Source organism: Pseudomonas allii (assembly GCF_055380095.1).
On the sequence record NZ_AP039450.1, the window covers coordinates 2781961 to 2801866 of the forward strand.

Below are 19906 nucleotides of genomic sequence, written 5' to 3' on the forward strand. Positions count from 1 at the left end.
CGGCAGGTTCAGTCGTCGAACCCGACCTGCTCGTGAATCTCATCCACCTTCAACTCCAACCGGTACGCCACCGCAATAAACAACGCCTGGCACAGGCACAAGGTGGCACTCAACGAGCGGAAGGCGAACGACGAGCCTTCATTCACCAACAGCACCGCGTTAGCCCGCTTGGCCAGGGGCGACAGGTTGCTGTCGGTGATGATCAGCGTCTTGGCCTGGTGGTGCTGGGCGATGCGCAGGCAGTGCTGGGTCTCTTTGCCGTAGGGCGTGAAACTGATGGCGATCACCAGGTCATTGGCGCGCACGCTGCGCATCTGCTCGCGATAGCTGCCGCCCAGGCCCGAGATCAGGTGGATGCGCTTGTTGGTGTGCTGCAGGTTGTAGACCAGGTAATCGGCCACCGCAAAAGAGCGGCGCACGCCGACTACGTAGATATTGTCGGCATTTACCACCAGGTCCACGGCTTTGTCGAACGCGGCATCGTCCAGCTCCAGCCCCAGACGCTCGATGCCGGACAAGGTCGCGTTGACGCATTCGCGCGCCAGGTCGCCGCCGCTGGCTTTCTGCGACTTGTTGGCGATCATGCTGCGGATGCGTTGCTGGTAGTTCTGCACCGGCGTGGTCTTGTGGGTGTAGGCCTCGCGGAACAGCGCCTGCATCTCGCTGAACCCACTGAACCCGAAACGCTGCGAGAAACGCACGATGGCCGACGGGTGCACTTCGCATTCACGGGCGATGTCGCTGATGCGGTCGACCATGATCCGGTCGCTCTGCTGGCTCATGTAGCTGGCGATGCGCTTGAGCTGGCGCGGCAGGCTCTCGTATTCGTCGGTGATCAGCTGCAACAGGCGCTCGGCATTGATCGGAGGGCTGGCGATAGAGTCTTCCAGGGTGGTCTCGGGATCGGTGCGGGACATGGGCAATCCTTCTGGCGTTTTCGTCTGTTGCGCTGATGGGTGGCGCAAGTCTACAGGGTAGGCGCAAAAAAATACCCCGGCATCACGGCCGGCGTGGCCTGCTGAAACGATGCACTGTGGTGGGAGCGCTCCTGTGCGAGCTTAATGGAAAAAATATTCCAATGAAAAAATATCTGGAATAAATATTGATTGACGCCGCCGGACGTTCTAGTCTGCTCCCACCAAGAGCGTTTGCCGCCCCCACGGCGGCACAACGCAGGCTGATAAAAATAACAGGAGCCAGCATGGGCCAGACTCGTTTTGCCAGTGGGCGTCAATTGGATCTGATTTGCCTCGGGCGCCTGGGCGTCGACCTCTATGCACAGCAAGTCGGTGCGCGGCTTGAGGACGTGTCCAGCTTCGCCAAGTACCTCGGCGGGTCCTCCGCCAACATCGCCTTCGGCACCGCCAGGCTCGGGCTCAAGTCGGCGATGTTGAGCCGGGTCGGCGACGACCACATGGGCCGCTTCCTGGTGGAGTCCCTGGCCCGCGAAGGCTGCGATGTCAGCGGCATCAAGGTCGACCCGGAACGCCTCACCGCCCTGGTGTTGCTCGGCCTCAAGGACCGTGAAACCTTCCCCCTGGTGTTCTACCGCGAAAACTGCGCCGACATGGCCCTGCGTGCCGAAGACGTCAACGAAGCCTTTATCGCATCCAGTAAAGCCCTGCTGATCACCGGCACGCATTTCTCCACCGACGGCGTGTACAAGGCCAGCATCCAGGCGCTGGATTACGCGGCCAGACACAACGTCAAGCGTGTGCTGGATATCGACTACCGCCCGGTGCTGTGGGGCCTGGCGGGCAAGGCCGACGGCGAAACCCGTTTTGTTGCCGACCAGAATGTCAGCCAGCACGTGCAGAAGATCCTGCCGCGCTTCGACCTGATCGTCGGCACCGAAGAAGAATTCCTCATCGCGGGCGGCAGTGAAGATTTGCTCGCCGCCTTGCGCAAGGTGCGTGAACTGACCCCGGCGACCCTGGTGGTCAAACTTGGTCCGCAAGGCTGCACGGTCATCCACGGCGCCATCCCCGCACGCTTGGAAGACGGCGCCATCTACCCCGGCGTGCGCGTGGAAGTGCTTAACGTGCTGGGGGCCGGCGATGCGTTCATGTCGGGCTTCCTCAGCGGCTGGCTCAACGATGCCAGCGACGAGCGTTGCAGCCAATTGGCCAATGCCTGCGGTGGCCTGGTGGTTTCGCGCCACGCCTGCGCACCGGCGATGCCGACGCCGGCGGAGCTGGAATACCTGTTCAACAGCCCGGTGCCGATTACCCGTCCGGACCAGGACGTGACCCTGCAACGCCTGCACCGCGTGACGGTACCGCGCAAACGCTGGAAGCAGCTGTTCGTGTTTGCCTTCGACCATCGCTGGCAACTGGTGGACCTGGCGCAGAAGGGCGGCCAGGACCTGGCGCGCATCAGCGAGGCCAAGCAACTGTTTATCCAGGCCATCGAACGCGTCGAGCAAAAGCTCGCCGAACAAGGCGTAGAGGCCGATGTCGGCCTGCTCGCCGACCAGCGCTTCGGCCAGGACGCACTCAACGCCGCCAGCGGTCGTGGCTGGTGGATCGCGCGCCCGGTGGAAGTGCAGAACTCGCGGCCGCTGGCGTTCGAGCATGGCCGTTCGGTGGGCAGCAACCTGATCGCCTGGCCCCAGGAACAGATCATCAAGTGCCTGGTGCAATTCCACCCGGACGACGAACCGCTGCTGCGCCTGGAACAGGAAGCGCAACTGAAAGCGGTGTACGAGGCGTCGATTGTCAGCGGGCATGAACTGCTGCTGGAAGTCATCCCGCCCAAGGACCACCCGTCCACCTACCCGGACGTGCTCTATCGCAGCCTCAAGCGCCTGTACAACCTGGGCATCTACCCGGCGTGGTGGAAGATCGAAGCGCAGTCGGCCGAGGACTGGCAGAAGCTCGACGCCCTGATCCAGGAGCGCGACCCGTACTGCCGAGGCGTGGTGCTGCTGGGCCTGAACGCCTCGGCCGAATGCCTCGCCGATGGCTTCCAGCAGGCCCGCCTGAGCACTACGTGCCGGGGTTTTGCGGTGGGCCGCACGATCTTCCAGGAGCCGAGCCGGGCGTGGATGGCGGGGGAGATCGACGATGAAACCCTGATCCAGCAGGTGCAGGCCACCTTCGAACAGTTGATCAACGCCTGGCGCAGTTCCCGAGGCTAAGCCCAGTTCTTGATTTGAAATGCAATCCAATGTGGGAGGGGGCTTGCCCCCGATTGCGGTTGTTCAGTGACAGCAGTGGTGTCTGACATTCAGCTATCGGGGCAAGCCCCCTCCCACATACAGCAAAAAGCAGATCTCAGTGATACCTGAAAATAATAAAGGTGCAGCCATGCCCGCAATCCGAATTGGCATCAACCCGATCTCCTGGAGCAACGACGACCTGCCGGCCCTGGGCGGTGAAACGCCCCTGAGCACCGCCCTCAGCGAAGGCAAGGAAATCGGCTACGAAGGCTTCGAGCTCAACGGCAAATTCCCCAAGGACGCCAAGGGCGTCGGCGACGTGTTGCGCCCGTATGACCTGGCGCTGGTCTCCGGCTGGTACTCCAGCCGCCTGGCCCGACGCTCGGTGGCGGAAGAAATCGCGGCCATCGCCGGCCATGTCGAGTTGCTCAAACAGAACGGCGCCACCGTACTGGTGTACGGCGAGGTGGCCGACTCGATCCAGGGCTCGCGTATCCGCTTGATTGAACGCCCACGTTTCCACAGCGAACAGGCCTGGCAGGACTACGCCGACAAACTCACCGAACTGGCGCGCTTCACCCTGTCCCAGGGCGTGCGCCTGGCGTATCACCACCACATGGGCGCCTATGTCGAATCCCCGCAAGACATCGACCAGTTGATGCGCCGCACCGGCCCCGAAGTCGGCCTGCTGTTCGATTCGGGCCATTGCTACATGGGCGGCGGCGAGCCCATCGAGGTACTGCGCAAGCACATCGACCGTGTCTGCCACGTGCATTTCAAGGACGTGCGCAAACCGGTGGTGCAACTGGCGCGCAACCAGATGTGGAGTTTTCCCGACTGCATCGTCAACGGCACCTTCACCGTGCCCGGCGATGGCGATATCGACTTCGCTGAACTGCTCGATGTGCTGCTGGCCACCCACTATGAAGGTTGGCTGGTGGTGGAAGCCGAGCAGGACCCGGCCGTGGCGCCCAGCTATATCTATGCGAAAAAAGGCTATGACACCTTGCGTGCGCTTCTGAATGAGAGGACCGGACAATGAGCCTGTTGGTCAAAAGCAGCAAACGCGGCCAGACCATGGTCGCCCTGGAGGCCGGGCGCCTGGAGTACGTGGGGTTCGCCGCCTACCGCCTGAGCCTGGGCGAAACCCTGCCGGTCAGCGCCGGTGACCAGGAGCTGTGCCTGGTGTTACTCAGTGGCCGCGTGAACATCGAAGGTGAAGGCTTCAACTGGCAGAATCTGGGCGATCGCCAGTCGGTGTTTGAAGACAAATCACCGTTCGCCGCTTACCTGCCGCCGGGCACCAACGCCCAGGTCACCGCCTTGAGCGATGTGCAGATTGCGGTCTGCGCCGCGCCCGGCGCCGAAGGCTACGAACCGCGCCTGATCCGCCCGCAAGCCTGCAAGCGTAGCGTGCGCGGCAAAGGTGCCAACACCCGCTATGTGTGCGACATCCTGCCCGACAGCGAGCCGGCCCATTCGCTGCTGGTGGTGGAGGTGCGCACGCCGTCCGGGCATTCGTCGAGCTACCCGCCGCACAAACACGACACCGATGATTTGCCGCACCAGAGCTTCCTCGAAGAGACCTACTACCACCAGATCAACCCGCCCCAAGGCTTTGTGTTCCAACGCGTCTACACCGACGACCGCAGCATCGACCAGGCCATGGCCGTGGAAAACAGCGACCTGGTTGTCGTGCCCAAGGGCTATCACCCGGTCAGTGTGCCGTATGGCTACGAGTCCTATTACCTGAACGTGATGGCCGGCCCCAAGCGTGCCTGGCATTTCCATAACGACCCGCAGCACAGCTGGCTGCTGGACCTCTAATCAGCGGTTCTGGACGGAGAACAACAACAATGAAGTCGCCTCTACGTTTCGCCCTTAACCGCATGGTCGCGCCTAACCTGTCCCTGCCGGACTTCATCCAGTTGGCCGCGGCACTCAAGTGCGATGCCATCGAGCTGCGCAATGACCTGGCGGACAAGCAGATCGAGTTCGGCACCCCGGCCAGCCGCGTGCGCGAGTTGTGCGCGGTGCAGGGCATCACGGTGTTGTCGATCAACGCGCTGTACCCCTTTGATGTGTGGAACGACGAGCGCCGTGCCCAGGCGATCAAGATGGCGATCTACGCCCGCGAGTGCGGCGCCCAGGGCCTGGTGATGTGCCCGCTCAACGAGCCGGGCGACACACGCAACGAGGCCCAGCGTGCGGCCGGTTTGCGCACGGCCTTGAGTGAGCTGGCGCCGATCCTGCGTGAGTACGGCATCCTCGGGTTTATCGAACCCCTGGGCTTTGAAGAGTGTGCGCTGCGGCGCAAGCGTGTGGCGGTGGACTCGATCAAGTCCATCGGCGGCCTGGATGTGTTCCGCCTGGTGCACGACACCTTCCATCATCACCTGGCCAGCGAACATGAGTTCTTCCCGGAGTTGACCGGCCTGGTGCATATCTCCGGCGTCGAAGATACCGAGGCGCCGCTGAGTTCGATTCGCGACGGCCACCGTGTGCTGGTGGGCGAGGGCGACATCCTCGGTAACGCGGCGCAGATCGACACCTTGCTCAGCACCGGCTACAGCGGCTACCTGTCGTTCGAGCCGTTTGCCGAGAGCGTGCACGGGCTGGCGGATATCCAGCAGGCCTTGGGCGCAAGCATCGCCCACCTGCAGAAACGATAAGGGGCGCGACATGACCACAACCCGACTGACCATGGCCCAGGCCCTGGTGAAGTTCCTGGACAACCAATACATCGAAGTCGATGGCGTGCAGAGCAAGTTCGTCGCCGGGGTGTTCACTATCTTCGGTCACGGCAACGTGCTGGGCCTGGGCCAGGCCCTGGAGCAGGACAGCGGCGACCTGATGGTGCACCAAGGCCGCAACGAGCAGGGCATGGCCCATGCGGCAATTGGTTTCGCCAAGCAGCACCTGCGCCGCAAGATCTACGCGTGCACCGCCTCTGTAGGTCCAGGGGCGGCCAACATGCTCACCGCCGCCGCGACCGCCACGGCCAACCGTATCCCGTTGTTGCTGCTGCCCGGCGATGTGTACGCCAGCCGCCAGCCTGACCCGGTGCTGCAACAGATCGAGCAGTTCCACGACTTGAGCATCAGCACCAACGATGCCTTCCGCTCGGTCAGCAAATACTGGGACCGCATCAACCGCCCCGAGCAGTTGATGACTGCTGCGATCCACGCCATGCGCGTGCTTACCGACCCGGCCGAAACCGGCGCGGTGACCCTGGCATTGCCCCAGGATGTGCAGGCCGAGGCCTGGGATTATCCGGATTACTTCCTGCAAAAACGTGTGCACCGTATCGAACGGCGCCCGGCGACCAGCGCGATGGTCGGCGATGCACTGGCCGCCTTCCGGGGCAAGCGCAAGCCGCTGATCATCTGCGGTGGCGGGGTGAAGTACTCCGGCGCGAATGCCGCGCTGCAAGCCTTTGCCGAGCGCTTTGATATTCCTTTCGCCGAAACCCAGGCGGGCAAGAGCGCCGTGGTCTCCAGCCATCCGCTGAACGTGGGCGGTATTGGCGAAACCGGCTGCCTGGCGGCCAACCTGCTGGCGCCCGAGGCCGACCTGATCATTGGTGTGGGCACGCGTTACACCGATTTCACCACCTCGTCAAAATCGCTGTTCAAGCACCCGGAGGTGAAGTTCCTCAACCTCAACATCAGCCCCTGCGATGCCTTGAAGCTCGACGGCGTGCAAGTGCTGGCCGACGCGCAGGTCGCCCTTGAAGCATTGGCCGATGCCCTCGGCGATTACCGCTCTGGCTGGGGCGGGCAGGTCGTCGAGGCCAAGGCGCAGTTGGACGCCGAAGTGGAGCGTGTGCACCAGGTGGAATACGACGGCGACGGGTTTGTGCCCGAGGTCGACGACCGTCTTGACCGTGGCGTGCTGCGTGAATTCATCGAGCTGACCGGCTCGTGCCTGACTCAGAGCCGCGTACTGGGCGTGCTCAACCAGACCCTGGCCGACGACGCGATCATCGTCGCCGCCGCCGGCAGCCTGCCCGGCGACCTGCAACGCGCGTGGCGCAGCAAGGGCGTCAACACCTACCACGTCGAATACGGCTACTCGTGCATGGGCTACGAGATCAACGCGGCGCTCGGCGTGAAACTCGCCGAGCCGACTAAAGAGGTGTACGCCCTGGTCGGCGATGGCTCCTACATGATGCTGCACTCGGAGCTGGCCACCTCGATCCAGGAGCGGCGCAAGATCAACGTGGTGCTGCTCGACAACATGGCGTTCGGCTGCATCAACAACCTGCAGATCGGCAATGGCATGGACAGCTTCGGCACTGAATTCCGCTACCGCAACCCCGAGAGCGGCAAGCTTGACGGCGGCCTGGTGCCGGTAGACTTCGCCATGAGCGCGGCCGCCTATGGCTGCAAGACCTACAAAGTCAGCACGGTGGAGCAACTCGAAGCGGCGCTGGCCGATGCGCGCACGCAAACGGTGTCGACGCTGATCGATATCAAGGTGCTGCCCAAGACCATGGTCCACGGCTACCTGTCGTGGTGGCGGGTGGGTGTGGCGCAAGTGTCCACCAGCGAACGCACGAATGCCGCCGCGAAAAAACTCAATGAACACCTGGCGAAGGCCCGGCAGTACTAATAACAAGAGGAGTGTTTGTATGTCTTTGAAGCTAGGTGTCATCGGTACAGGCGCTATCGGCCGGGACCATATCCGTCGTTGCAGCCAGACTTTGCTCAACAGCCAGGTGGTGGCGGTGACTGACATCAACCTGGAGCAGGCCGCCAAGGTCGTCGCCGATTTGAAGCTGGACGCCGAGGTGTACGCCGACGGCCATGCGTTGATCAACTCGCCCCAGGTCGAGGCCGTGCTGGTGACGTCCTGGGGGCCGAGCCACGAAGCGTTCGTGCTCGCCGCCATCGCCGCCGGCAAACCAGTGTTCTGCGAAAAACCCCTGGCGGTCACCGCCGAGGGCTGCCGCAAGATCGTTGACGCCGAAGTGGCCTACGGCAAGCGCCTGGTGCAGGTCGGCTTCATGCGCCCATACGACGAAGGCTATCGCGCCCTCAAGGCCGTGATCGACAGCGGCCAGATCGGCGAACCGCTGATGCTGCATTGCGCGCACCGCAACCCCACGGTGGGCGAGAACTACAAGACCGACATGGCGATCACCGACACCCTGATCCACGAGCTGGATGTGTTGCGTTGGCTGCTCAACGATGACTACGTGTCGGTGCAGGTGGTGTTCCCGCGCAAATCCAGCAAGGCCCTGGCCCACCTGCGTGACCCGCAGATCGTGCTGCTGGAAACCGCCAAGGGCACGCGCATCGATGTGGAAGTGTTTGTGAACTGCCAGTACGGCTACGACATCCAGTGCGAAGTGGTGGGGGAGACCGGCATCGCCAAGTTGCCGGAGCCTTCCCAGGTGCAGATGCGCAGTGGCGCGAAGCTGTCCAACGCGATCCTGATGGACTGGAAGGATCGGTTTATCGGCGCGTATGACGTGGAGTTGCAGGCGTTCATCGACAGTGTGCGCGCCGGGCAGGTCGGTGGGCCGTCGGCGTGGGATGGCTTTGCCGCGGCGGTGGCAGCGGATGCGTGTATTGAAGCGCAGGGCAGTGAGCAGATTGTGAAGGTGAGCTTGCCGGATCGCCCGCGTTTCTACGGCTGAATCACTGAAGAAATACTGTCAAAAATGTGGGAGGGGGCTTGCCCCCGATGGCGGTGGATCAGATAGATATTTATTGACTGACACACTGTAATCGGGGGCAAGCCCCCTCCCACAGTTGAATCGGGTTTTCACTTCAAGCAAGGAGTGTAGGTATGCGAATCGGACTAGTCGGCTACGGCCACGGAGGGCGCTTCTTTCATGCGCCGCTGATTGCAACATTGGCCGGTGCCACATTTGTCGGCGTGGTCACCCGGTCTACGGAACGCCGCCAACAACTGGCAACCGACCACCCAGGCCTCAAGGCCTTCGACTCCATCGGCCAGATCGTCGAAGCCGGCGTCGATGCCTTGGTCATCTCCACCACTTTGAAAGGTCGCCCGGCGCTGGTGCTTGAGGCCATCGAGCACGGCGTAGCCGTGGTCAGCGACAAACCCTTCGCCGCCAACGCCGAACAGGCCCAGGCATTGATTACAGCCGCCGAACGCCAGGGCTCGCTGCTCAGCGTCTACCAGAACCGGCGCTGGGACTCGGACTACCTGACCCTGCGCAAACTGATCGACGCCGGCGCCCTGGGCAGAATCACCCGTTTCGAATCCCGCGTGGAACGCTATAGCCCGCAAGCCGTAGGCAACGCCAGCGGTGGCGGCTGGTTGCGCGACCTGGGCAGCCACCTGGTCGATCAGGCCCTGCAACTGTTCGGCCCGGTAGACCGGGTGTTCGCCCAACTGCACTACACCGCCGAACACCCCACGGTGGACCACGGCTTTTTTGTCTCCCTGACCCATGCCAGCGGCGTCATCTCGCACTTGTGGGGCAATGCCTTGCAGAACTGCCAGGCCCCGCGTTTCAGAGTCAGCGGCACCGCCGGTTGCTACACCGTCGACGGCCTGGACGGTCAGGAAGAAGCGTTGATGGCCGGCAAGTCGCCGAAAACCGAAGGCGAGCATTGGGGGGCAGAGGAACACCGACGCTGGGGCTGGTTCGAGCAAGGCGCGGAACGCGAGCGAGTGCCGTCGGAGAAAGGCTGCTGGACGCAGTTCTATCGCCAGTTGCAACTGGCCGTGCAAGGGCAGGGACCGCTGCCGGTGGACGCCTATGATGCGCTGGAAACCACTCGTATATTGGACGCCGCACGCCTGAGCGCCGAGCGCCAGCAGGTGGTTTCAACAAAAATAGAATAAAATTCTAAAACATGTTGATATGGAAATTATTTTCCAATAAAGTCTTTTCCAGGTTGCATAAAGTACGTTCGGACTCGATCCGCACGACTCAACAAAAACAAGATCAAAAACAACCAGGTACCGTCAGATGAAAATCTTCAACGCTGTACTGCGAGTTTTACGCCCTGCCCCTACGCCACGCGGCCTGCCCCGCGCCCGGCCGTTCTACTTCTCCTTCCTCAATGTGCTGTGCGTCGAAAACCAAGGCGCACTCGTCTGCTGCATTCCCGGCGCGCCGGTCGTCCGGCTGCCTGCCGAGCTCTGATAAACGCAACGTCCAGAAAACCAACAAGAAAGTGGAGACAGACCGTTCATGAAGACCCCGATCCGTTTTACCGCGCTGGCCTTGTCCATGCTGCTCGCCAGCGGTGTTGCCGCGGCTGCCGATCTCAAGATAGGCGTGAGTATGTCCGCCTTCGATGACACCTTCCTCACCTACCTGCGCGAAGACATGGACAAGCAAGCCAAGTCCTACCCCAAGGGTGACGGCGTGCAGTTGCAGTTCGAAGATGCCCGTGCCGACGTGGTCAAGCAGTTGAGCCAGGTCGAGAACTTTATCAGCCAGAAAGTCGACGCGATCATCGTCAACCCGGTGGATACCGCCTCGACCGCCAACATCATCAAGGCCGCCACCGCGGCGAAAATCCCGCTGGTGTTCGTCAACCGCCGTCCTGACAGCCCGACCCTGGCGCCGGGCGTGGCGGCGGTGACCTCCGACGACGTGGAGGCCGGCAAGTTGCAGATGCAGTACATCGCAGAAAAACTCGGCGGCAAGGGCAATATCGTGATCCTGCTGGGCGACCTGGCGAACAACTCCACCACCAACCGCACCAAGGGGGTCAAGGAAGTCCTGACCCAATACCCAGGCATCAAGATCGAGCAGGAACAGACCGGGATCTGGCTGCGTGACAAGGGCATGACCCTGGTCAACGACTGGCTGACCCAGGGCCGTGAATTCAACGCGGTGTTGGCCAACAACGATGAGATGGCCATCGGCGCGTCCATGGCACTTAAATCGGCGGGCAAGAAGGGCGTGTTGATCGCCGGTGTCGACGGCACGCCAGACGGCTTGAACGCGATCACCAAGGGCGACATGACCGTGTCGGCCTTCCAGGATGCCAAGGGCCAGGCGGACAAGTCGGTGGAGACCGCGCGCAAGATGGCCAGGAACGAGCCCATCGAGCAGAACGTGGTGATCCCGTTCAAGCTGATCACCCCGGACAACGTCAAAGACTTCAAGTAGTCCCTACATAACAACAATAAGCCGGCAGGGCGGTCGTGCCCGCCTTGCCGATGGAGTACCTCCCTATGCTCGCTCAAGCCGCTGTCTCGCAGCCTCCCGGTATCCAGCCGCTGCCGCTGGATGAACCCTACCTGCTGGAAATCGTCAACATCAGCAAAGGCTTTCCCGGCGTCGTGGCCCTGGCCGACGTGCAGTTGCGCGTGCGCCCTGGCACGGTGCTGGCGCTGATGGGCGAGAACGGTGCGGGCAAGTCGACGCTGATGAAGATCATCGCCGGCATCTACCAGCCTGACGCCGGCGTGATTCGCCTGCGTGGCAAGCCGATTGTGTTTGAAACCCCCTTGGCGGCCCAGAAGGCCGGGATCGCGATGATCCACCAGGAACTCAACCTGATGCCGCACATGAGCATCGCCGAGAACATCTGGATCGGCCGCGAGCAGCTCAACAGCCTGCACATGGTCAACCACCGCGAAATGCACCGCTGCACGGCAGAATTGCTGGCACGCCTGCGCATCAACCTGGACCCCGAGGAGCATGTGGGCAATCTGAGCATCGCCGAGCGGCAGATGGTCGAGATTGCCAAGGCCGTGTCCTACGACTCCGACATCCTGATCATGGATGAGCCGACCTCGGCCATTACCGATAAGGAGGTGGCCCACCTGTTTTCGATCATTGCCGACCTCAAGGCCCAGGGCAAAGGCATCGTCTACATCACGCATAAAATGAACGAAGTGTTCGCCATCGCCGATGAAGTGGCGGTGTTCCGCGACGGCCAGTACATCGGCCTGCAGCGCGCCGACAGCATGAACAGCGACAGCCTGATCTCGATGATGGTCGGCCGGGAGCTGAGCCAGTTGTTTCCGGTGCGCGAGACACCCATCGGCGATCTGCTGCTGTCGGTGCGCGACCTGAGCCTGGACGGCGTGTTCAAGGACGTGTCCTTCGACCTGCATGCCGGCGAGATCCTCGGCATCGCCGGATTGATGGGCTCGGGCCGCACCAACGTGGCCGAAACCATTTTCGGCATCACCCCCAGCAGCAGTGGCCAGATCACCCTGGATGGCAAGGCGGTGCGCATTACCGACCCGCACATGGCCATCGAGAAAGGCTTCGCCCTGTTGACCGAGGACCGCAAGCTCAGTGGCCTGTTCCCGTGCCTGTCGGTGCTGGAAAACATGGAGATGGCGGTACTGCCGCACTACACCGGCAACGGCTTTATCCAGCAGAAAGCCCTGCGGGCGCTGTGCGAAGACATGTGCAAGAAGCTGCGGGTGAAAACCCCCTCCCTTGAGCAGTGCATCGACACCTTGTCCGGCGGCAACCAGCAGAAGGCCTTGCTCGCACGCTGGCTGATGACCAACCCGCGCCTGCTGATCCTTGATGAACCGACCCGGGGCATCGACGTGGGCGCCAAGGCCGAGATCTACCGCTTGATCTCGTTCCTCGCCAGTGAAGGCATGGCGGTGATCATGATTTCTTCCGAGTTGCCCGAAGTGCTGGGCATGAGCGACCGGGTCATGGTGATGCACGAGGGCGAATTGATGGGCACCCTGGACCGCAGCGATGCGACCCAGGAAAAAGTCATGCAGTTGGCCTCCGGGATGACCGCAGTCCACTGACGTACAGAATAAAAAGGTGATGGGCTATGAACGCAATAACGGATAACAAACCTGCGACGGTGCCAACCAAAAGTCGCCGACGCATGCCCACCGAGCTGAGCATCTTCCTGGTGCTGATCGGCATTGGCCTGGTGTTTGAATTGTTCGGCTGGATCGTACGCGACCAGAGCTTCCTGATGAACTCCCAGCGCCTGGTGCTGATGATCCTGCAAGTGTCGATCATCGGCCTGCTGGCGATCGGTGTGACCCAGGTGATCATCACCACGGGTATCGACCTGTCTTCAGGCTCGGTGCTGGCGCTGTCGGCGATGATTGCCGCCAGTTTGGCGCAGACTTCCGACTTTTCCCGGGCGGTGTTCCCCAGCCTGACCGACTTGCCGGTGTGGATTCCGGTGGCGATGGGGCTGGGCGTGGGGCTGTTGGCGGGGGCGATCAACGGCAGCATCATTGCTGTCACCGGCATCCCGCCGTTCATTGCCACCCTGGGCATGATGGTTTCGGCCCGTGGCCTGGCGCGTTACTACACCGAAGGCCAGCCGGTGAGCATGCTCTCGGACTCGTACACGGCCATCGGCCATGGCGCGATGCCGGTGATCATCTTCCTGGTGGTGGCGGTGATCTTCCATATCGCCCTGCGCTACACCAAGTACGGCAAGTACACCTACGCCATCGGTGGCAACATGCAGGCGGCGCGCACCTCGGGGATCAACGTCAAGCGGCACCTGATCATTGTCTACAGCATCGCCGGTTTGCTCGCAGGCCTGGCCGGCGTAGTGGCTTCGGCACGTGCTGCGACCGGGCAGGCGGGCATGGGCATGTCCTATGAACTGGATGCGATTGCCGCTGCGGTCATTGGCGGTACTAGCCTGGCGGGCGGGGTAGGGCGCATTACCGGCACGGTGATCGGCGCACTGATCCTCGGCGTGATGGCCAGCGGGTTTACCTTTGTCGGGGTGGATGCGTATATCCAGGACATCATCAAGGGCCTGATCATTGTGGTGGCGGTGGTGATTGACCAGTATCGCAATAAGCGCAAGCTCAAACGCTGATTCAATACCCTGTCGAACACGGGACAAAGTGTGGGAGCGGGCTTGCTCGCGAAAGCGGTGTATCAGTCAAAGATGTGTTGACTGGCAGACGGCATTCGCGAGCAAGCCCGCTCCCACATGGGGTCTATCGCTGACGTGTGCTAACCGTTTGTCTTCTATATAGCTCCACAACACTGAATTTCTTGCTATAAACGCACTCCGATAACCATTCGCCAAGCCCGTCCTGGTGCCTTTTGGGGTTATCCGGGAAAAAATGCCTGTCATTTCAGTTGCTGCGCCCTCAAGTCGGCCTTAGACTGCCGCCCCTCGTAAATTGAGTGCCGGGTGGCGCTTGAAATGGACGGCGCCTTTCCGAGACCTGCAGAGGCCTTCCGGAACGCTCCCTTATTCGCCTTAATGCACGTATTTTTTATAGAGAAATCAATGACAAAGGAAAAGTTGCTGGCCATGCCGGCGGATGACTACATGAATGCCGAACAGCACGCTTTTTTCGAGAAGTTGCTGCAAGACATGAAAGTGGAACACCACGAGCGCATTGAACAGAACCGTATCGCCATTGAAAGCCTGGACACCCCGGCCGACCCGGCCGACGCCGCTTCCGTGGAAGAAGAGCGTACCTGGCTGGTCAACGCCATTGACCGCGACCAGCGCATGCTGCCGCAGCTTGAGCGTGCTCTGGAGCGCATCAAGGAAGATTCCTTTGGCTGGTGTGATGACAGCGGCGAGCCTATCGGCCTCAAGCGCCTGCTGATCAGCCCCACCACCAAGTACTGCATCGAAGCGCAAGAGCGCCACGAGCAGATCGACAAGCACCAGCGCCAAGCCTGATGCGGTGAAGCTGGGGGGCCGCCACGCGGTTCCCCAGGGCAAGGCCCGTTACGCCCCGTCTATTGATCTGCTGCAAGCTACCCCACTAAAGGCCCATGGATAATGGCCCGATAGTGGCGTTTAATGCAGCGACAATAATGACAAGCAGTGGGGTAACGAAGATGGCTGGAGACGGATCTCTGATGGGCGCAGCCGTGTCACCGCAACCGGTGGTACGCGGGCTGCCCGGCTGGCTCACGCCGCTGTTGCAGAGCACCGCCCTGGTGCTGGTACTGCTGGGCCTCGTGTTCGCCAACTTGCCGCTCTACCTTTGCCTGCCACTGGCCGTGCTGGTGATCTGGCTGCCTCGCCTGAAAAATCGCACGCCGGTTGTTGCAGCTTCCGACGCCGCCGATGCCATTGGCGAGTTGACCCGCGACCTGTCCTATACCACCAGCCATAACGCACTCTCTGCCGCCGGCGTGGCCTATTCGGTCAAGCAACTGGCGGCGCGGCTGCAGTCGCAATTAAGTGCGGCCAAGCAGATCGTCAGCAGTGCCGAGGTGATGATCGGCACCGAAAAAGTCACCTCCCAGCTCAGCCGTGAGGCATTGAGCGCCGCGAGCCAGGCCCATCAGCGCAGTACCGAAGGCCGTGAAGTGCTGGCCCAGTCGATCAGCTGCATGCACCAGCTCAGCCAGCGTGCCAATGCCAGCCGTGAGTTGATTGAAGCCTTGAGCCAGCGCAGTGAGGAAATCCAGCGGGTGACCCTGGTGATCCAGTCCATCGCCAGCCAGACCAACCTGCTGGCGCTGAACGCGGCGATTGAAGCGGCGCGGGCCGGTGAGCATGGTCGCGGGTTTGCCGTGGTGGCGGATGAAGTGCGTGGGTTGGCCGGGCGTACCGCCACGGCCACCGATGAAGTCGGTGTGATGGTGGCGGATATCCAGCAACGCACTGCCCAGGTGGTGGAGCAGATTCGCCAGCTCTCGGCGGACCTGCACACCGGTGTCGAACAGGTGGAACACGCGGGCGAACAGCTGCAAAATATCGCCAGCCTGGCGGCGGATGTAGAAGGCCAGGTCAATGAAATCGCCCAGGGCACCGACACCAACCGCACCCAACTCGACAGCCTGTTCCATGCCGTGGAGCAGATGCGCAGTGACCTGGCCGTCAGCGATCAGCAAACCCGCCAATTGGCCGACGCGGCTGTACAAATGGAAGGCCAGGCCGAAACCATCAGCGAGCGCCTGGCGGAAGTCGGGCTGGATGACTACCACCAGCGCATCTATGACCTGGCTCGCGAAGGCGCCAGCCGGATTGCCGCGCAATTTGAAGCCGATGTGCAGCAGAACCGCATCAGCCTGGATGACCTGTTCGACCGCAGCTACACGCCGATCGCCAACACCAGCCCGAGCAAATACCACACCCGCTTCGACGGCTATACCGACCAGGTATTGCCGGCGATCCAGGAGGCGCTGTTGCCGCGTCACGAAGGGCTGGTGTTCGCCATTGCCTGTACGCCCCAGGGCTATGTGCCGACGCACAACAAGGCATTTTCCCAGGCCCTGACCGGCGATGCGCAGGTGGACGCCGTGCAGAATCGTACCAAGCGAAAGTTCGACGACCGTACCGGAATCCGCTGCGGCAGCCATCAGCAGGCGGTGTTGCTGCAAACCTACACCCGCGACACCGGTGAGCTGATGCACGATCTGTCGGTGCCGATCATGGTCAAGGGCCGTCATTGGGGCGGTCTGCGCCTGGGTTACAAGCCCGAGGCCGCGAGAGAGGGGCATTAGGATTATTGCGGTTTATGCAAGGGAGCTATTCCGGGGATAGCTTTTTCCAACGTGAGGAAAACCGTAGCATGGCCAACATTGTTAGCCAGCTAACTAATGCTGCGGAGAAGCTCCATGCAAAACAAAGTCGATGTCGCCGTGATGATTGGCAGTGGTGTACCGCAAGCCTTGCGGGCAACGGGTCAGAAGGCCTGTTGGGTGGTATTGCTCAACGGTGAGCAGCGCGGCACGGCGTTCGCCAGTCGCGATGAGGCGGAGGAGTGCAGGGCTGCCTGGCAGGCGCTGTTGCGGCTGGAGCAGTCAGACAGCCTGCATTGAAGGCTGCTTAGTGCGGTTGATGCAGGCGTTGGTTCAGCTCATCCACCGCAATCGCCCATTCGGCGTCGTCACGCAGTTCTTCCTTGAGAAAGCTGGCCTGTTGTGTGGACCAGAACGGCGCATCGATCAGCTTCACATCTTCGGGCAGCGGATGGGCGACGATAAACGCGTCGATGGCCTCCGGGGTTGAATCCAGGCCCAATTGTTCAAACAGGGTTTCAAGGGTGGGGATTGGCGCGTCCATTTCGTTCTCCATGCAGGGTGGTCGTTATGCATGGGAGGGTTGGAGCGCAGCGGAGTTCTATCGAATGTTCAGGAATTCAGGGCTCCGGCATCCACAGCGGTCTTTAACGCCCTGGCGGCGTCCTTTGCAGCAATGGCAGCAGCGTCGACAGTTTTGAACCAGCGGTCTTTTTCTACTTGGTGCGTGGTCACAGTGGTCAGCGGTGGCTTGGCCCGCATCACGATCACTGCTTGAAACTCACCGTCTACTTCCCTTGCGTCGCCATGGATGAAAAATTCGCCGATATCAAATTCCGTCACGTAGAGCCTTCCCTTGGAGATAACTGCACTGGAGAAACCTGGCCCGAGTGGGCGCAAACTTCAGTGGACGAGCCAGTATGGCAGTTGTTGCGGGTCGGCGGCGCAGTAAAGTTACCGGGCGGACGAAACGATTGCTCCGGGGTGGGCGTGCAACATGTCTTCGAGTTTTCTGGCCAGTTCACAGGCCTTGACATGGTCGCTGCGAAAGCCTTTGATGCGGCCACTGAGCACTTCGCGCACGTGGAAGAAGTTCCGGCCGGCAGGTACGACTTGGTAAAGAATCGAATCCGGGTACCCCCCGAAGCTGTTCAAGCGGTAGTATTGAGCCTCGTCCTGACAGGATGAACGGGTTTGCGAAGACATAGCGCCGTAGGGTGTTCGTTGCATGGCCTGCTCCTTTTCGATCTAGCGGGATGACTTGATTGCAACGTTTTGAGTGGTTTTGATCCGTGCTGCTGTTTTAGTATTGTCGTCAGCGATGTGCGTCCGGTTCCATGACAGCGTGTTGATTTGTGTAGGCATGTCGGAAAACTGCATTTTTAATCGGGTTATTCTCTGAAGTTGGTCGACCCGTATTCTCGGGCCGTTGAACCTGTGATCTCCTGTGGCGCCTGATGACCTTGCACAAGGTCCATCGCGCATGTCTGTACGGGTCTTTCGGCTCGACAGCGGGATTTTCTTCAGTTTTTTTCAAAGAATGAGTTGTGTGATCGTGCCGTGATGGCCGTTTTTTGTGCTGCCCGCTCTGGCGGACAGCGCTCTTTTCCATGTGGGGGCGTTTCCTTGGCAGTCAGTAATCTGGATATGCACGCGTTATTCGTGCTGGGTGATTTGCGCGCAAAGTTGGTCAAACAGTTCCAATCCCGTTTTGTCTACATCACCGAGCAGACGCCGGAAGGCATCTACATCGCCGAAATCGATACCGAGGCGGCGATGGTGGTGGATGACAAGCCCCGCCTTGAGCTCAAGGTCGGCGACCATTTTCGCGCAGCGGTATTGCCCAGTCGTGAGGGCGGCAAGTTCGAATTGAAGTTCCGCGATATCAAGTTGACGGTCTATGGCCTGGGCGACTACGCCTTTGTGTCTTCGGCCGAAGGCCAGGGCATTGTGTTCAAGGAGGGCCACAGCGTGATGCTGGTATTTGCCGCCAACGAGCAATTGCAGGAAGGCCTGACCAAAACCCTGAAGGCCGTGACCGGCAAGGCGGCCAAATGGCGCAAGGGTGAACTGGTCACCTTCAAGGCCAGTGAATAATCAGTAAAAACCGCGAACACCCGTTATCTCCCGGAACCTCTACTACAGTTGAGTTGACTTAACTATTCAGAGGCTTCGCGCATACGCAGCAAAGCCGTCCGCCACTAGCTGCGATATCGCGAGGTGCGAAGGCATGAAAGGATTGAGAACGCTGTTGGCTGCGTCGCTGACGAGCCTGGGGCTGTCAGTGGCCACGTTGCCGGTAAGCGCCGCCGAGGCGCCGGTACATTTTGCCGACCTGAATTGGGAAAGCGGCAGCCTGATCACCGAAGTGTTGCGGGTGATTGTCGAGAAGGGCTACGACCTGCCCACCGATACCTTGCCCGGCACCACCATCACCCTGGAAACCGCCCTGGCAAAGAACGACATCCAGGTGATTGGCGAAGAGTGGGCCGGCCGCAGCCCGGTGTGGGTCAAGGCCGAGGCCGAAGGCAAAGTGGTGGGCCTGGGTGACACGGTCAAAGGCGCGACCGAAGGCTGGTGGGTGCCGGAATACGTGGTCAAGGGTGACCCCGCCAAAGGCATCAAGCCCCTGGCGCCGGACCTCAAGAGCGTGAAGGACCTGGCGCGCTACAAGGACGTGTTCAAGGACCCGGAGTCCCCCGGCAAGGGGCGCTTTCTCAACAGCCCCATCGGCTGGACCTCGGAAGTGGTCAACAAACAGAAGCTCAAGGCTTACGGCCTGGACGACAGCTACGTGAACTTCCGCAGTGGTTCGGGCGCGGCACTGGATGCCGAAATCGCCTCGTCGATCCGCCGTGGCAAGCCGGTGCTGTTCTATTATTGGTCGCCGACGCCGCTGATGGGGCGTTACAAGTTGATCCAGCTGGAAGAGCCGCCGTTTGATGCCGAGGCATGGAAGACTCTCACGGATGCGGATAACCCTGATCCGAAGCCTACCCGGTCGTTGGCGTCGAAGTTGAGTATCGGGGTGTCGACGCCGTTCCAGAAAGATCATCCGCAGATTGCGCAGTTCTTCGAGAAAGTCGAGTTTCCGATTGAACCGTTGAACAAGGCGTTAGCGACCATGAGCGAAAACCACACGGCACCACGGGAGGTGGCCCAGGTGTTTCTCAAGGAGCATCCCGAAGTGTGGAAGGCTTGGTTGACTGAGGATGTGGCGCAAAAGGTTGAGGCGAGCCTGAAATAACCACGGATCTTTCAGTTCAATGCAAATCAAGGGTGGGAGGGAGCTTGCTCCCGATTGCAGCGTATCAGTCACGGCATGGTCGACTGATTCACCGCTATCG

Annotated in this window: 20 protein-coding genes; 16 read left to right on the forward strand and 4 right to left on the reverse strand. The window is 61.1% G+C overall.

All coding sequences use genetic code 11. The features are described from left to right. Positions 1-8 precede the first annotated feature (8 nt). On the reverse strand, positions 9-917 hold the full coding sequence (locus tag ACZ445_RS12500; protein ID WP_058425739.1) for a MurR/RpiR family transcriptional regulator: 909 nt from the start codon (positions 915-917) through the stop codon (positions 9-11). Positions 918-1201: 284 nt separating this feature from the next. On the opposite strand from ACZ445_RS12500, the gene ACZ445_RS12505 reads away from it, so the two are divergent. From ACZ445_RS12505 to ACZ445_RS12570, 14 genes are all read left to right on the forward strand, one after another. Then, the gene (locus ACZ445_RS12505; RefSeq protein ID WP_310864121.1) at positions 1202-3139 is read left to right on the forward strand and encodes a bifunctional 5-dehydro-2-deoxygluconokinase/5-dehydro-2-deoxyphosphogluconate aldolase; all 1938 of its coding nucleotides are present in this window, start codon (positions 1202-1204) and stop codon (positions 3137-3139) included. A gap of 169 nt (positions 3140-3308) precedes the next feature. Beyond that, complete coding sequence (gene iolE / locus ACZ445_RS12510) at positions 3309-4202, forward strand: myo-inosose-2 dehydratase (protein ID WP_464708396.1); 894 nt, start codon at positions 3309-3311, stop codon at positions 4200-4202. Further along, positions 4199-4987, forward strand: coding sequence for a 5-deoxy-glucuronate isomerase (gene iolB, locus ACZ445_RS12515; protein WP_179029722.1), 789 nt, complete (start codon positions 4199-4201; stop codon positions 4985-4987). Before iolE ends, iolB begins: the two co-directional genes overlap by 4 nt. A gap of 29 nt (positions 4988-5016) precedes the next feature. Further along, positions 5017-5832 carry a TIM barrel protein gene (locus ACZ445_RS12520; protein WP_179029723.1) on the forward strand — a complete coding sequence of 272 codons (816 nt, stop codon included), beginning with the start codon at positions 5017-5019 and terminating at the stop codon, positions 5830-5832. A 10-nt stretch (positions 5833-5842) separates the two neighbouring features. Then, positions 5843-7774, forward strand: coding sequence for a 3D-(3,5/4)-trihydroxycyclohexane-1,2-dione acylhydrolase (decyclizing) (iolD, locus tag ACZ445_RS12525; RefSeq protein ID WP_464708397.1), 1932 nt, complete (start codon positions 5843-5845; stop codon positions 7772-7774). Between the two features lie 19 nt (positions 7775-7793). Next, entirely contained in the window at positions 7794-8804 is a 1011-nt protein-coding gene (iolG, locus tag ACZ445_RS12530; RefSeq protein ID WP_058425733.1) for a bifunctional inositol 2-dehydrogenase/D-chiro-inositol 1-dehydrogenase, read from the forward strand. Between the two features lie 152 nt (positions 8805-8956). Continuing rightward, positions 8957-9985 carry a Gfo/Idh/MocA family protein gene (locus tag ACZ445_RS12535; protein ID WP_179029725.1) on the forward strand — a complete coding sequence of 343 codons (1029 nt, stop codon included), beginning with the start codon at positions 8957-8959 and terminating at the stop codon, positions 9983-9985. 127 nt (positions 9986-10112) lie between these two features. Next, entirely contained in the window at positions 10113-10289 is a 177-nt protein-coding gene (locus ACZ445_RS12540) for a hypothetical protein (protein ID WP_179029726.1), read from the forward strand. Positions 10290-10337: 48 nt separating this feature from the next. Then, a complete protein-coding gene (locus ACZ445_RS12545) occupies positions 10338-11267 on the forward strand; it encodes a sugar ABC transporter substrate-binding protein (protein ID WP_058425731.1) in 930 nt (309 codons plus the stop codon). Positions 11268-11332: 65 nt separating this feature from the next. Continuing rightward, entirely contained in the window at positions 11333-12886 is a 1554-nt protein-coding gene (locus ACZ445_RS12550) for a sugar ABC transporter ATP-binding protein (RefSeq protein ID WP_464705256.1), read from the forward strand. A 26-nt stretch (positions 12887-12912) separates the two neighbouring features. Next, a complete protein-coding gene (locus tag ACZ445_RS12555) occupies positions 12913-13935 on the forward strand; it encodes an ABC transporter permease (RefSeq protein WP_016975559.1) in 1023 nt (340 codons plus the stop codon). A 423-nt stretch (positions 13936-14358) separates the two neighbouring features. Continuing rightward, positions 14359-14763, forward strand: coding sequence for a TraR/DksA family transcriptional regulator (locus ACZ445_RS12560; RefSeq protein WP_003191666.1), 405 nt, complete (start codon positions 14359-14361; stop codon positions 14761-14763). A gap of 545 nt (positions 14764-15308) precedes the next feature. Further along, positions 15309-16541 carry a methyl-accepting chemotaxis protein gene (locus ACZ445_RS12565; RefSeq protein ID WP_425274691.1) on the forward strand — a complete coding sequence of 411 codons (1233 nt, stop codon included), beginning with the start codon at positions 15309-15311 and terminating at the stop codon, positions 16539-16541. Between the two features lie 114 nt (positions 16542-16655). Further along, entirely contained in the window at positions 16656-16859 is a 204-nt protein-coding gene (locus ACZ445_RS12570) for a hypothetical protein (RefSeq protein WP_058425728.1), read from the forward strand. Between the two features lie 7 nt (positions 16860-16866). Here the strand turns inward: ACZ445_RS12570 and ACZ445_RS12575 are convergent, their stop codons facing one another. From ACZ445_RS12575 to ACZ445_RS12585, 3 genes are all read right to left on the reverse strand, one after another. Further along, positions 16867-17103, reverse strand: coding sequence for a DUF2789 domain-containing protein (locus tag ACZ445_RS12575; RefSeq protein WP_058425727.1), 237 nt, complete (start codon positions 17101-17103; stop codon positions 16867-16869). A gap of 68 nt (positions 17104-17171) precedes the next feature. Continuing rightward, positions 17172-17402, reverse strand: a complete 231-nt coding sequence (locus ACZ445_RS12580; RefSeq protein ID WP_058425726.1) for a hypothetical protein — start codon at positions 17400-17402, stop codon at positions 17172-17174. 111 nt (positions 17403-17513) lie between these two features. Continuing rightward, a complete protein-coding gene (locus ACZ445_RS12585) occupies positions 17514-17789 on the reverse strand; it encodes a hypothetical protein (protein WP_464708398.1) in 276 nt (91 codons plus the stop codon). Positions 17790-18206: 417 nt separating this feature from the next. On the opposite strand from ACZ445_RS12585, the gene ACZ445_RS12590 reads away from it, so the two are divergent. Then, the gene (locus tag ACZ445_RS12590; RefSeq protein WP_050554011.1) at positions 18207-18656 is read left to right on the forward strand and encodes a hypothetical protein; all 450 of its coding nucleotides are present in this window, start codon (positions 18207-18209) and stop codon (positions 18654-18656) included. 133 nt (positions 18657-18789) lie between these two features. Then, positions 18790-19806 carry an ABC transporter substrate-binding protein gene (locus ACZ445_RS12595; RefSeq protein ID WP_058425724.1) on the forward strand — a complete coding sequence of 339 codons (1017 nt, stop codon included), beginning with the start codon at positions 18790-18792 and terminating at the stop codon, positions 19804-19806. Positions 19807-19906 lie beyond the last annotated feature (100 nt).